Origin of the sequence: Campylobacter concisus (assembly GCF_902460715.1) — a bacterium.
In the GTDB taxonomy this organism is placed as follows: domain Bacteria; phylum Campylobacterota; class Campylobacteria; order Campylobacterales; family Campylobacteraceae; genus Campylobacter_A; species Campylobacter_A concisus_AK.
Map to the genome: position 1 here is coordinate 301529 of NZ_CABPUX010000001.1, position 13441 is coordinate 314969.

Annotated in this window: 14 protein-coding genes; 6 read left to right on the forward strand and 8 right to left on the reverse strand. The window is 41.0% G+C overall.

What is annotated here, in order from left to right:
• Positions 1–87: 87 nt before the first annotated feature.
• The 5 genes from F3G91_RS01440 to F3G91_RS01460 all read right to left on the reverse strand — a co-directional run bounded on the left by F3G91_RS01440 (position 88) and on the right by F3G91_RS01460 (position 4248).
• A complete protein-coding gene (locus tag F3G91_RS01440) occupies positions 88–1029 on the reverse strand; it encodes a TAXI family TRAP transporter solute-binding subunit (protein ID WP_002940425.1) in 942 nt (313 codons plus the stop codon).
• A 205-nt stretch (positions 1030–1234) separates the two neighbouring features.
• A complete protein-coding gene (locus tag F3G91_RS01445; RefSeq protein WP_107696230.1) occupies positions 1235–2107 on the reverse strand; it encodes a carbon-nitrogen hydrolase in 873 nt (290 codons plus the stop codon).
• A 1-nt stretch (position 2108) separates the two neighbouring features.
• Complete coding sequence (locus F3G91_RS01450; protein WP_149700477.1) at positions 2109–3035, reverse strand: cation diffusion facilitator family transporter; 927 nt, start codon at positions 3033–3035, stop codon at positions 2109–2111.
• Between the two features lie 2 nt (positions 3036–3037).
• Positions 3038–4006, reverse strand: coding sequence for an agmatine deiminase family protein (locus F3G91_RS01455; RefSeq protein WP_149700478.1), 969 nt, complete (start codon positions 4004–4006; stop codon positions 3038–3040).
• Complete coding sequence (locus tag F3G91_RS01460) at positions 4003–4248, reverse strand: CBU_0592 family membrane protein (RefSeq protein ID WP_009293649.1); 246 nt, start codon at positions 4246–4248, stop codon at positions 4003–4005. The genes F3G91_RS01455 and F3G91_RS01460 overlap by 4 nt, the downstream gene beginning before the upstream one ends.
• Before the next feature lie 109 nt (positions 4249–4357).
• Between F3G91_RS01460 and F3G91_RS01465 the strand changes: the two genes are divergently transcribed.
• The 5 genes from F3G91_RS01465 (at position 4358) to F3G91_RS01485 (ending at position 7688) form a co-directional block, all read left to right on the forward strand.
• Positions 4358–5011 (forward strand): amino acid ABC transporter permease, encoded by a 654-nt coding sequence (locus tag F3G91_RS01465; protein ID WP_009293648.1) that lies wholly within the window; start codon positions 4358–4360, stop codon positions 5009–5011.
• On the forward strand, positions 4998–5666 hold the full coding sequence (locus F3G91_RS01470; protein WP_148823983.1) for an amino acid ABC transporter permease: 669 nt from the start codon (positions 4998–5000) through the stop codon (positions 5664–5666). The genes F3G91_RS01465 and F3G91_RS01470 overlap by 14 nt, the downstream gene beginning before the upstream one ends.
• Before the next feature lies 1 nt (position 5667).
• Positions 5668–6405, forward strand: coding sequence for an amino acid ABC transporter ATP-binding protein (locus tag F3G91_RS01475; RefSeq protein WP_103569032.1), 738 nt, complete (start codon positions 5668–5670; stop codon positions 6403–6405).
• Positions 6406–6495: 90 nt separating this feature from the next.
• Positions 6496–7353, forward strand: coding sequence for a cysteine ABC transporter substrate-binding protein (locus tag F3G91_RS01480; RefSeq protein WP_149700479.1), 858 nt, complete (start codon positions 6496–6498; stop codon positions 7351–7353).
• 20 nt (positions 7354–7373) lie between these two features.
• Positions 7374–7688, forward strand: coding sequence for a TfoX/Sxy family protein (locus F3G91_RS01485; RefSeq protein ID WP_149700480.1), 315 nt, complete (start codon positions 7374–7376; stop codon positions 7686–7688).
• A 67-nt stretch (positions 7689–7755) separates the two neighbouring features.
• On the opposite strand, the gene F3G91_RS01490 is transcribed toward F3G91_RS01485, so the two are convergent.
• The 3 genes from F3G91_RS01490 to groES form a co-directional block, all read right to left on the reverse strand.
• A complete protein-coding gene (locus tag F3G91_RS01490) occupies positions 7756–9123 on the reverse strand; it encodes a phosphomannomutase/phosphoglucomutase (protein WP_149700481.1) in 1368 nt (455 codons plus the stop codon).
• Between the two features lie 129 nt (positions 9124–9252).
• Positions 9253–10887 (reverse strand): chaperonin GroEL, encoded by a 1635-nt coding sequence (gene groL / locus F3G91_RS01495; RefSeq protein WP_002940160.1) that lies wholly within the window; start codon positions 10885–10887, stop codon positions 9253–9255.
• A gap of 17 nt (positions 10888–10904) precedes the next feature.
• Positions 10905–11165, reverse strand: a complete 261-nt coding sequence (groES, locus tag F3G91_RS01500; RefSeq protein ID WP_009293641.1) for a co-chaperone GroES — start codon at positions 11163–11165, stop codon at positions 10905–10907.
• 168 nt (positions 11166–11333) lie between these two features.
• On the opposite strand from groES, the gene F3G91_RS01505 reads away from it, so the two are divergent.
• Positions 11334–13441: translocation/assembly module TamB domain-containing protein (locus tag F3G91_RS01505; protein ID WP_149700976.1), on the forward strand; the 2108-nt coding region annotated here is incomplete at its 3' end.

Below are 13441 nucleotides of genomic sequence, written 5' to 3' on the forward strand. Positions count from 1 at the left end.
CTTTCTCCTTTAAAATTTAAATATATAAATTTAGAAGAAATTTGCATATTTAAATTTTATCCAGAGGCAAAAGCCCCTGGAGATGGATCATTTTAAGATACCAGCCTCTTTAAATGCAGCCTCTGCAGCTGGGTGAAGCGGAGCTGAAAGACCTTGAACAAGATCCTCTTTTTTAACTGATTTTAGCGCCGGGTGAAGAGTTTTATACTCATCAAAGTTGTCTAAGATAGCTTTTATCACAGCTTTTACAGCCTCATCTTTTGTATCTTTGCTAGTTACCAAAACAGCTTTTACGCCGATAGTATTTACATCGTGATCGACGCCATCATAAGAGCCTTTTGGGATCACGCCTTTTGCAAAGTATGGTTTTTCTTTAAGAAGGTTATCGATCTCACTGCCTTCGATGTTTAGGATATCAATAGGCAAAGATGTCGCAGCATCAGTGATGTTTGCAGTTGGGTGACCAACGACAAAGCTATATCCATCTATCTTTTTATCTTTTAGTGCGTGTGGGCATTCGCCAACTGTTAAAACGCCGCGGTATCCTAGTTTTGAAACATCAAAGCCTTTTGCTTTAAAGACCTCAAGTGTGCTCACTTCGTTGCCGCTGCCTGGGTTTCCGACGTTGTATTTTTTACCTGCAAATGAAGAGAGATCGCTTGTTAGACCGCTATCTTTTGCTACTACAAATGCAAGAAGCTCTGGATAGATCGCAACTACTGAGCGTAAATTTTCATCTTTTGCTCCGTCAAATTTGCCAGTGCCGTTATACTTATCATAGACGACGTCACTTTGAACAAAGCCAAATGTGAGCTCTTTTTTAAGGACGTTATTTACGTTATAAACAGAGCCGCCAGTTGATTGAACAGAGCATTTTACGTCTGTATTTTTATTTGCCAAGCGGCAGATCGCTCCACCTATCGGATAGTATGTACCTGTCATGCCGCCAGTGCCGATACTGATAAATTCTTTTGCTGAAAGTGTTGTTGCCAAAAGCAATCCAGCAAGTGCCAAAGAAGTAGTTTTCATCTAAAATCCTTTCAAAAAATTTAAGGCTATTTTATTCTATAAATTTAGCTTTGTATCTTTTTGATATGATATTTTTATGCCATTTTGGTAAAGTTGCAACTATTCTACACAATCAAGGCTTAAAAAAATATTTTCTTAAGAATAAATTTATATTTCTTTTACGAGCATTCTAAATTTTAAAGAGCTAGAAATTCTAGCTCTAAATTTAGTCGATAAACCTCTTTGTGATATTTGCGTAGGCATCGATCCTGCGGTCTCTTAAAAATGGCCAAATTCTGCGCACTTCTTCGCTTCTTTTCATGTCTATCTCAACGATCTTGCAAAGCTCATCTGTGCTATTTGCGCGGAAAAGCTGCTCGCCTTGTGGCCCAAAAACAAAACTATTTCCCCAAAATTTGATCCCATCCATCACGCCGCTATCATCTTTTTCAAAGCCCACGCGATTTACTGCGACCACTGGCAGGCCATTTGCCACGCTGTGACCTCTTTGCACTGCCACCCACGCTTCAAGCTGTCTTGATTTTTCATCGTCACTATCGCCCTCAAACCAGCCAATAGCCGTTGGGTAGATGAGAATTTTCGCCCCTTTTAGTGCCATTAGCCTTGCTGCCTCTGGATACCACTGATCCCAACACACCAAAACGCCAAGCTTACCAAGGCTAGTTTCAATAGGCTCAAAGCCAATATCGCCAGGCGTGAAGTAAAATTTCTCGTAAAATCCAGGGTCATCAGGGATGTGCATTTTTCTGTATTTGCCAGCCACACTGCCGTCACGCTCGAAGACAAAGGCGGTGTTGTGATAAAGTCCGTCAGCCCTCTTTTCAAATAGCGAAGTGACCAAAACAACGCCATTTTCTTTTGCCACCCTGCCCCAAAAAGCGACGTCCTCTTGCCAGTCGTTTGCGTGATCAAAGAAATTTGTATCCTCGCTTTGGCAAAAGTATTGCGTCTGGTGCAGCTCTTGGCAGACAACTAGATCAGCGCCACCTTTTTTTGCCTCGGCGATTAGCTCAAGCGTCTTTGCGATAGTCGCCTCTTTTGTCCCTTTAAATTCTTGTTGAAGTAGTGCTACTTTCATCTCATCTCCCTTCTTTGTCGTTGTATGGGTCTAAATGCGTGGTTATCTGCCACGAAAATTCCTTAAATTTCTCTCTTATCTCAGCTTCAAGCGATTCGGCCACCTCGTGCGCGTCGTAAAGCGAGATATCTTTGTCAAAAACTAAATGCAGCGTTAAAAATATGGTATTTGCACTCTGTCTTGTGTTTAGGTAGTGAAAGTCTGAAATCCTCTCTTTTGCCTTTATCATCTTGATGATCTCAGCTGTGACCTCAGGGCTTGCTGCGTGATCTAGCAAGACACCAAGGGCGTCTTTGCCAAGGCTTATCGCGCTTTGAGCGATGTAGCCACTTATCACGATACCAAAGATCGCATCTATCATCACAAATCCGCTAAATTTAATGATAAGTAGCGAGATGATGACTGCAAGGTTACTAAAAAGGTCGATCTTATAGTGCAGCGCGTCTGCTTTGATGATAAGGTTGCCACTTTTTTTAGAAATTTGGTTTAAAAATAGCACCAAACATAGCGTCACTACGACTGAAAATACCATCACACCAAGGCTTAAGCCAAGGTCTATCTCTAAATTTGGCTCGCTAAATTTCTTAACACTCTCATAAAATATATATCCAGCAGCCACGACGATGATGACACACTCAAATAGCGCTGCTAACGCCTCTAGCTTTGTGTAGCCAAAGTTAAATCTCTCATCGGCTTGCTTTCTTGACTTTCTAAGCGCAAATAAATTTAAAAGCGAAACGATAAAATCAAGCATCGAATCAATCGCCGAGCCAAGCACAGCGACTGAGCCGCTAAAAAGCCCAGCTGTAAATTTCACAAGTGCGAGCAAAAAAGCACATGCTCCAGCTGCGATAACAGCCTTATTTTCGCCCTGCGTGCACTCCTGCTTATTTATACTGTTAAACTCATAATCAAACGGACTTGACAAGGCTAAGACCTTTTGTATCTATTTTGGCTTGAGCAGTGAAGCGAGCCATTTTGACGGACAAAAACTAGCGAATTTACACCGATGATCTTTCTATCTGGCAGCGCCTTGGCTAGTAAATTTAGCACCTTTTCATCGTTTTCGTCGTTATATGTTGGCACGATCACCGCGCCATTTATAAAGATAAAGTTTGCATAGGTGCAGCCAAGCCTTTTGCCATCATAAAATTTAGGTTTTGGTAGTGGCAGAGCAAGCAGCTTAAAGCCAGTTTTTTTAAGCTCATCCTCCATCCTTTTAAGCTCATCAAAGTGCTCATCACTCTTATCATCGCAAGACGCATAAGCTATCGTATCAGGCGTGATAAAACGCGCTAAAGTGTCGATGTGACTATCTGTATCATCACCCCTTATAAAGCCATTTTCAAGCCATATAATACGCTTTAAGCCAAATAAATTTTTTAGTTTTTCTTCGATCTGCTCTTTGCTAAGTGCTTTGTTTCTATTTTCATTTAGCAGGCATTTTGAGGTGGTTAAAAGCATGCCATCTCCGTTAAATTCGACACTTCCGCCCTCTAGTATCATATCAACTGGCTCAAGCTTAGTTTTGTAAATTTTAGCTAGCTCTAAATTTATCGCATCATCTTTTAAACTCTTAAATTTACCACCCCAAGCGTTAAATTTAAAGTCATAGCTCTTTACGCCGTCTTCAGCATAAACGTCGATCATACCGTAGTCTCTGATCCAAGTATCGTCAGTATCAAGCTTAACAAACTCTACATTTTTAAATTTCTTAAATCTATCAAAATTTGCCTCATCAGGGCAGATAAGCACCACCTTTTCAAAGGGCGTAACAGCAGCCACAAGCTCCTCATAACCCGCCAAAATCTCCTCTAAATAAGGCTCCCAGTCGCTCTTACTATGTGGCAGCGATAAAAACAAAAGCTCCTGCTCCTCCCACTCTGCATACGCTCTCACGCTCTCTCCTTGTAAATTTTATAAATTCCATAAATCGTAATGATTATCCAAAAGACCTCTATCAAAAATGAGCCGAGGTTAAAGTGCACAAAAAGTGAGATTATAAGCAGCACCGCACCTACTAAATTTATTATCTGGTAGGCTAGATCGCGGCTATTTAGACGGCCGATCTGAAGTAAAAAGTAGCCCATCACGATGCAAATCATCCCTAAAAAACCGATGATCTGAAAAAGATCGATCAAATTTTATCCTTTTTGTAAGCTTAAATTTAAAGCGTGATCATATCTAATTAGTTTTAAATTTATGATTATGGGATAAAATAACTCCATTTTTCAGATTGGATTAAAGTTTATGGATTTTGAGTTTATTGAGAAATTTTACCCCCTTTTTGTCAAGGCTGGGATTCTCACCTGCCAGATCGCCTTTTTAGGGATCGTTTTTTCTATTTTGATAGGCATTTTTTGCATGGCTGTGAAATTTTACAAGCTAAAATTTCTCTCAAAACTAGTTGATTGCTACGTTGAGCTTTCAAGAAACACGCCGCTTCTTATCCAGCTCTTCTTTTTATACTACGGCTTGCCAAAGCTTGGAGTGTCGATGAGTGGCTTTACCTGTGCGGTCGCTGGACTTAGCTTTCTTGGCGGTAGCTATATGAGCGAGAGCTTTAGACTTGGCTTTGAGGCGGTGAGAAAGTCGCAGATAGAAGCAGGTCTTAGCATCGCACTTAGTAAAAACCAGCTCCTAAGATATGTCATCTTGCCACAAGCCTTTAGCGTGGCACTTCCAAGCATCAGCGCAAACGTCATATTTTTGCTAAAAGAGACAAGCATCGTTAGCATCGTAGCCCTTGCTGATCTAGTCTATGTCGCAAAAGATCTCATCGGACTTTACTACAAGACAGATGAGGCGCTTTTTATGCTGGTTATTAGCTATCTTGTCATCATCTTGCCAGTCTCGCTGGCGCTTAGCTACGTCGAAAAAAGAGTGAGAAATGCAAGGAGTTAGTATATTATTTGACACGCAAAATTTACTAAGGCTACTTGAAGGTCTTGTGGTAAGCACTGAAATTTCGCTCATCTCTATCGTCATCTCCGTCATCGGTGGTCTAATCCTTGGCGTTTTGATGAGCATGAAAAACAAATTTGTCTATTTTGTTTTAAAAATTTGCCTCGAGATCGTTCGTATCATGCCTCAGATCGTCTGGTTGTTTTTATTTTACTTTGGCGTTAGCAAGGCTTTTGGACTGCATATCTCGGCATTTACCGCCTCGCTCATCGTCTTTAGCCTTTGGGGTGTTTTTGAGATGATGGATATCGTGCGAGGAGCGATCACCTCGATACCAAAGCACCAGTTTGAGTCAGCCGCCTCAATTGGACTTAGCAAATTTCAAATTTACTTTTATGTCATCATCCCACTTGCTACTAGAAGGCTGGTGCCTGGAGCTGTAAATTTACTAAGCCGTATGATAAAAACGACCTCTATCGTCGTGCTAATCGGCGTTGTAGAGGTAGTCAAAGTCGGTCAGCAGATCATCGAGCGAAATGTATTTACAAATCCTATGGCGCCATTTTGGATATATACGCTCATATTCTTTTTATATTTTGCGATCTGCTATCCAGTCTCAAAACTATCGAAAAAACTAGAAGAAAAATGGAGCTAAAATGAGCGAAAATATCTTAGAACTTAAAAAAATAAACAAATTTTATGGAGAGCTTCACGCTTTAAAAGATATAAGCTTGGAGGTTAAAAGTGGCGAAGTGGTCGTGCTTCTTGGGCCATCAGGCTGTGGCAAGAGCACAACTCTTAGGTGCATAAACGGCCTTGAGAGCATAGCAAGCGGCGAGATCGTCATAGATGGCGAAGTGATAGACGCTAAATTTAAAGAGTGGCAAAGGATCCGCCAAAAGGTCGGCATGGTCTTTCAAAGCTACGAGCTCTTTGATCACATGAACGTCATAGACAACGTCCTTCTTGGACCTTTGAAGGTGCAAAAAAGAGATAGAGCCGAAGCTGAAAAAACGGCTGATATGTGGCTAAGCAAGGTTGGGCTACTTGATAAGAAATTTGCCTATCCAAAGGAGCTAAGCGGCGGTCAAAAGCAGCGCATAGCCATCGTTAGAAGCCTTTGCTTAAACCCTGAGATCATGCTATTTGACGAGGTTACGGCCGCACTTGATCCAGAGATCGTCAGAGAAGTGCTTGATGTGATACTAAATTTAGCCAAAGACGGCATGACGATGCTAATAGTCACCCACGAGATGAGCTTTGCAAGGGCGGTTGCAAATAAGATCGTATTTATGGACGCTGGAGCGATCGTGGAGATCAGCGAGCCAGAGGAGTTTTTTACTAATCCAAAGAGCGAGCGAGCGAAGAAATTTCTAAATTTATTCTCATTTTAGAAAAAATAAGAGATAATTTGCCGTTTTTTCAAAATGCGTTTAGAGCGAGTTTAGTCGCTCTTATTTACTAAATTTTCTAAAGGAGAAAGAGTGAGAAAATTTAAATTTTTCTTATTAGCATTAGTCGCTACCGTCTTTCTAACGGGTTGTGGTGATGACAAAGGTGCGGACAAATCGGCCGCTTCAAACCAAGCTGATACGATCGCAAAGATCAAAGAGCGTGGATATATAAGGATAGGCGTTTTTAGCGACAAACCGCCATTTGGCTACGTCGATAAAGACGGCAAAAACCAAGGCTATGACATTTACTTTGCAAAACGCATCGCAAAAGACTTACTTGGCGATGAGAGTAAGGTCAAATTTGAGCTAGTAGAGGCTGCTGGCAGGGTCGAAGTGCTCACAGCCGACAAGGTCGATATCACGCTTGCAAATTTCACAAAGACGCCTGAGCGCGCGCAAGTTGTTGATTTTGCGCTCCCATATATGAAAGTATCTCTTGGCATCGTTAGTCCAGAAGGCGCTGTGATAAAGAGCGTTGATGAGCTAAAAGATAAAACTTTAATCGTCAATAAAGGCACAACAGCGGACGCATTTTTTACGAAAAATTATCCTGACATCAAGCTTTTAAAGTATGATCAAAACACCGAAACTTTCGCAGCTTTAGTTGATAAAAGGGGTGCGGCTCTAGCGCATGATAACGCCCTACTTTTTGCCTGGGCGAAAGAGACTCCTGGCTTTGTCGTAGGCGTTGAAGCACTTGGCGACGTGGACGTGATAGCTCCAGCTGTCAAAAAAGGCAACAAAGCCTTGCTTGAGTGGCTAAACAACGAGATAATTGAGCTTGGAAAAGAAAATTTCTTCCACAAAGACTATGATGCAACGCTAAAACCAATCTATGGTGACAGCGTAAATCCTGAATCTCTAGTCGTCGAAGGCGGCAAACTCTAAATTCAAAGTGAGTGATCATAGTGAATGAATTTAATGAATATGTTCGCGATAGATTTTCTGAATTCGGCGATATTGTCATAAAATCCATGATGGGTGGATACCTTGTATATTTTAACGGTAAACTGATAGGTGACATTTGTAATAATGAACTGTTTTTAAAGAGAACGCCGACATCGGACAGACTTCTTGCAGACTCAGAAGTACGTTATCCTTATAATGGCTCAAAGACGTTAATGCATGTATTCGAGAAATTTGAGGATGCGAATTTGATTGGAGAATTGTTGCGCGGCATGTATGCGGAACTGCCCGAAAAGAAACCAGCAAAAGCCAGATAAGTTGGATGTTTAAATAAAAATTTAAAAAGCATTTTGGAGTAAATTTAACCCAAAATGCTTTTATTGGCTACATCAAGCTCTTTAGTAAATTTGTCACTTTTTGCTCGATCTCTGCAAGAAATTCCTTGCTCTTTGCCTCAAATCTAGTGACGATAACTGGCGTTGTATTTGACGCACGCACAAGCGCCCAGCCATTTTCAAACTGAATTCTAATGCCATCAATGTCAATGATATTCTTTATCTTCGGTAGGTCGCAACCCTCGTTTTTCACGCACTCTTTTAGCTTGGCTACTATCTTAAATTTAGCCTCGTCAGTCGTCTTTATCTTGATCTCATCGGTGCTAAAGACAAGTGGCATCTTATCAAGCTCGCCGTCAAGATCAAAGCCTTTATGAACTAGCTCAAGCACCCTCATCATCGCATAAAGCGCATCGTCAAAGCCAAAGTAGCGCTCTTTAAAGAAGATATGTCCACTCACTTCAGCCGCAAGATCAACATTTAGCTCTTTCATCATCTTTTTTATATTGCTATGCCCAGTCTTGCCCATGAAAACTTCGCCGATCTTGGCGATCTCATCATACATATTTTGTGAGCATTTTACCTCGCCAAGCACTTTTGGATGTTTCATATTTAGCGCATAAAGATATGCTAGCTCATCGCCTTTTATATCTCTTTTTGGAGTTATCACGGCGATCCTATCACCATCTCCGTCAAAGCCAAATCCAAGGTCAAATTCCTTCTTCTCAATGAGCGAAAATAGCTCTTTTAAATTCTCTTTTTCGCTTGGATCTGGGTGGTGATTTGGAAAATTTCCGTCTGGATCTTCATATAAAATTTTTGCATTTAGTCCAAGCGCCTTGACGATGGGCACTAAGCTCACGCCAACAGCACCATTTGCGCAGTCGATAACAAAAGGCTTTTTGAAATTTTTAAGCTCGCCAAATTCTTTTACAAAAAACTCGACATATTTTTCTAAGATATTAAATTTCTCACAGCTCTCATCGTCTGCGATCTCTAAATTTGAGGCGATTATCTCATTCACCTTGTCTTTTAGAATTTGCAGATCTTTGCCAAAAAAACTATCCTTTTTGATAGTAATCTTAAAGCCGTTATAATCTTTTGGGTTGTGAGAGCCCGTGATCATGATGTTTGCGTCAAAATAATCAGCATAAACGCTAAAGTAGCCAACAGGAGTTGGAAGCAAGCCGATGTTGTAAATTTTAAAGCCACCAGCCTTGTTTAGGCCGCTTAGCAGATACCTAAAAAGCGTGCTAGCACTAAGCCTTGCGTCAAAGCCAACGCTTAAAGTTTTCACGCCAAATTCGTTAAATTTCTTGCCTAAAGCAAGCCCTATAGCCTTGACACTATCTTCTGTCAAGTCTTTTTCAAAAATGCCGCGGATGTCGTATTCTCTAAAAATTTCATCATATTTCATTGTAAATTCTCCCTGAAAGAATGCAAAAATGATACAAGAATAAATTTAAAAAGGAGTAAATAATTTTATAAATTTAGTGAGATTAAAATTTAAATTCGAGCTAGAAAAGCTCTAGCTCGAAAAGGGCTGTTACATCATGCCGCCCATTCCGCCCATTCCGCCCATGTCAGGCATTGCAGGCATTGCTTTTTCTTCTTTTATCTCGCTGATAGTCGCCTCAGTCGTTAGTAGCAAGCTAGCCACGCTAACAGCGTTTTGAAGTGCTACTCTCTCAACTTTAACTGGGTCGATGATGCCAGCTTCAAACATATTTACATATTCGCCAGTTGCAGCGTTAAAGCCAAAATTTGCATCTTTGCTTGTCTCAACTGCGTTCGCTACTACGCCAGCGTCAAAGCCAGCGTTCTCAGCGATTTGGCGAAGTGGAGCACGAAGCGCTCTTCTAACGATCTCAGCGCCGATTGCCTCGTCACCTTGTAAATTTAAATTTACACTCTTTGAAGCAAGGATAAGAGCTGAACCGCCACCTACTACGATGCCCTCTTCAACAGCTGCACGAGTAGCGCTTAGAGCATCATCTACGCGGTCTTTTTTCTCTTTCATCTCAGTCTCAGTCGCAGCACCTACTTTGATAACTGCCACGCCGCCGCTTAGTTTTGCAAGGCGCTCTTGAAGTTTTTCTTTGTCGTAGTCGCTTGTAGTCTCAGCGATTTGCGCTTTGATCTGAGTTATTCTAGCGTCTATTGCTGACTTCTCGCCCGCACCATTTACGATAGTTGTGTTATCTTTGTCGATAACTACACTTGAAGCTTGTCCGAGGTCGTTTATAGTAGCACTCTCAAGTGTTCTGCCTAGCTCTTCGCTGATGACTTCACCACCTGTTAAGATAGCGATGTCTTCAAGCATCGCTTTTCTTCTGTCGCCAAAGCCAGGAGCTTTAACAGCTGAGATGTTTAGCACGCCGCGAAGTTTATTTACAACAAGCGTTGCAAGTGCCTCACCTTCGATATCTTCAGCGATGATTAGAAGTGGTTTGCCACTCTTTTGTACTTGCTCAAGCACTGGGAGCAAATCTTTTAAATTTGTGATCTTCTTGTCAAATAGCAATATAAATGGATTGCTTAGCTCAACTTGCATCTTTTCAGGGTTTGTGATGAAGTATGGGCTTAGGTATCCGCGGTCAAACTGCATACCCTCAACAACGCTTAGCTCGTCTTGGATAGACTTTGCCTCTTCTACTGTTATAACGCCATCTTTACCGACTTTCTCCATCGCATCAGCGATAAGTTTGCCGATGCTTTCGTCTGAGTTTGCTGAGATAGTAGCGATCTGCGCGATCTCTTTTGAGCCAGAAACTTTTTTAGAGATGTTTTTTAGTGCATCTATAAGAGCTGCTACTTCTTTATCCATGCCGCGTTTTACTTCGATAGGATTTGCGCCAGCAGTTACGTTTCTAAGACCCTCTTTAAATATCGCATGAGCTAGCACAGTCGCTGTTGTAGTGCCATCACCTGCTTGGTCGTTTGTCTTGCTAGCTACTTCTCTAACTAGGCTTGCACCCATGTTTTCGATAGTATCTTTTAGCTCAACCTCTTTAGCCACGCTAACGCCGTCTTTTGTGATGTTTGGAGCGCCAAAGCTCTTTTGGATAAGGACATTTCTGCCTCTTGGTCCCATTGTCACTTTTACAGCGTCATTTAGTTTTTTTACGCCCTCGTATAGGCGATTTCTTGCATCATCAGAGTAAAAAATTTCTTTTGCCATTGTCTTTCCTTTTTAAATTATTTAATCACACCTAAAATGTCGTCGATGTTTAAAACAAGATATGTCTTATCATCTAAATTCACCTCAGTGCCAGCGTATTTAGCAAATACTACTTTTTCGCCAACTTTTACGCCCTCAGCTTCAGCACCAACTGCTTTTACCTCTCCGCTTAAAGGTTTTTCTTTTGCGTTATCAGGTATAATTATGCCCGAAGCTGTCGTCTTTGTCTCTTCTACGCGTTCGACTAGGACACGCTTGCCTAATGGTTGAAAGTTCATTGTTCATCCTTTTAGTTTAATTGTCTTTTTTAGCACTCTTTATTTTTGAGTGATGAAATGCTAGCATTTTTTTCTGAAAAAGTCAATAATTTATAGTGAATTTTATTAAAAACTTTAGTCTAAGTGACTAAAGTTTTATGATATATAAAACTAATATAAAGGAATTTTATGAAAAAAGTAGCTTACATAGTTGGCGCGCTTGTGCTCATAGTGGTTTGCATTTTTGGCCTTTTATTTAGCCCATTTGGGAGTAAATTTATCGCTGGCAAGATCGAAAAAGAGGCACTTGCTCGTGGCATTGATCTCAAATTTAAAGATTTTAGCCTTGGATTTAACACACTAAATTTAGAAGCGACCGTGATGAATGCCATAAATTTAAAGGCAAATGGCGATCTCTCCTTGCTTGCTCAAAGTATGAGCTTAAACATAGATATAAACGCCGACAAGGCAAAAGCTAGCGAGCTTGGACTAAAAAAGGACGTCGCGCTTAAAGCAAACGTCGCTGGTAAATTTAGCGACTTCAAGCTAGCAGCAACTGGCACAGCGCTTGGCTCAAATATAAATTTAAACGCAAATTTAAAAGACTACCTGCCAAAAGCTCTAAATCTTGACGCTAAAAATATCGAGCTTTCTGAGATCTCTGCCCTAGCTCAAAAGCCAAATTTAGCCAGTGGCAAGCTTGATCTAACGGGAAACATGCAAGGCGTTGATGAGAAAAATGAGCCCATTATAAACGCTCAAATTTTAGCTAGCAACGCAGCGATAAACAAAGAAATTCTTAAAAACGAATTTGGGCTAAATTTAGCAAAAGATATAAGTTTTAAAGGCGGAGTAAATGCTAAATTTGCAAATGAAAAAGTGAGCGCAAAAACCCTTATCATCGCACCTGAAGCCACTTTAAAAGCAAACGAGACCACTTATGATCTAGCTAGTAAAAATTTAAAAAGTGACTTTTTGCTAAACGTGCCTGATCTTGCTCTTTTTGGCAAGCTCTTAGGCGAGCAACTAAGCGGCGCTGTGGATGCAAACGGCGAAATTACAATGCAAGAAAATGCCCTTAAAAATCTAAAAGCTGAGATAAACGGCCTTGGTGGCAAGATAAATGCAAATTTTGATAGTAAAAACTTAGCCCTAAACGCGGCTAACATAAAGCTAAAAGAGCTTCTAGCACTTGCCTTGCAGCCTAGCTACGCAGACGGGCAGATAAATTTAAACGCAAATTTTAGCGGCTTTGACGAGCTAAAAAAACTTGCAGGCGAGGCTAAATTTGAGATAAAAAACGGCCTTATAAATAATGGTCTTGCAAAGCTTAAAAATGCGGCGAAATTTGAGCTAAAAGGCGGCGCCACAGCAAAAAATGAACTTGTAAATTTTGACGCAAACGTGCTTAGCGACCTAGGCGAGCTAAAGGATGTAAAGGGCGTTTATGACCTAAAAAACAGCCAAATTTTTAGCAAATTTGCCCTGCTTATTAGCGACCCTGAGAAATTTAAAGCGGTTAGTGGCTTTGAGGTGGGCTCAAAGATGGCGCTTGCTGGCGATGTGAAAGTCAAAGATAGCAAGATAGATGAGCTAAATTTAGGTGGCGATGCCTTTGCTGGCAAGCTAAACGCCACCATAAAAAATGAAAATCTTGATCTTAACCTAAAAGAGGCGCAGCTAGGAGAAATTTTAGCACTTAGCGGCAACGACAGGCTGGCAAATGCTAAGACAAATGTCCAAGCAAAGGGGCAAAATATCTTTAGCAAAAGCCCAAGCGTCACCGCTGAGATCACTTTAAATGAGGGTAAATTTAACGCCGCAGCGCTTAGTAAAATGCTTGATAAAAAATTCCCTGAAAACGAGAAATTTAGCTCAAATTTGAGCCTAAACTATAAAGGCGATATGGCAAAATTTAGTGGCGACTTTCTTAGCTCGCTAGCTGATATAAAGGGCATAGATGGCAGTTTTGACGTGGGCAAAAGCACGCTAAGTTTAAAACTTCAAGCGGTAGTTTCAGAGCTAAATAAGCTTGCATTTTTAGCTGGTCGCGAGCTTCACGGTAAATTTGCAGCCCTCGTAACGGCAAATGGCAAAGTGGATGATCTAAGCGTAAAAGCTACTTCAGATGATCTATTTAAGGGCAAATTAGAGGCAAACTACAAAGGTGGCGCGCTTGATGCGGTGCTAAAAAACTTTGAAGTCAAGGGGCTAACGCAGACTTTAGGGCTAGATCATCTTTATGATGGCAACGGCGATGCTAAATTTGACTACGAGACAAAGCAAAAGCTCGGTAA

Coding starts and splice junctions, on each gene's coding strand:
- F3G91_RS01440 (WP_002940425.1), bottom strand. CDS start 1,029: ATGAAAACTACTTCTTTGGCACTTGCTGGATTGCTTTTGGCAACAACA.
- F3G91_RS01445 (WP_107696230.1), bottom strand. CDS start 2,107: ATGAAAGTAGCACTACTTCAACAAGAATTTAAAGGGACAAAAGAGGCG.
- F3G91_RS01465 (WP_009293648.1), top strand. CDS start 4,358: ATGGATTTTGAGTTTATTGAGAAATTTTACCCCCTTTTTGTCAAGGCT.
- F3G91_RS01470 (WP_148823983.1), top strand. CDS start 4,998: ATGCAAGGAGTTAGTATATTATTTGACACGCAAAATTTACTAAGGCTA.
- F3G91_RS01475 (WP_103569032.1), top strand. CDS start 5,668: ATGAGCGAAAATATCTTAGAACTTAAAAAAATAAACAAATTTTATGGA.
- F3G91_RS01490 (WP_149700481.1), bottom strand. CDS start 9,123: ATGAAATATGATGAAATTTTTAGAGAATACGACATCCGCGGCATTTTT.
- groL (WP_002940160.1), bottom strand. CDS start 10,887: ATGGCAAAAGAAATTTTTTACTCTGATGATGCAAGAAATCGCCTATAC.
- groES (WP_009293641.1), bottom strand. CDS start 11,165: ATGAACTTTCAACCATTAGGCAAGCGTGTCCTAGTCGAACGCGTAGAA.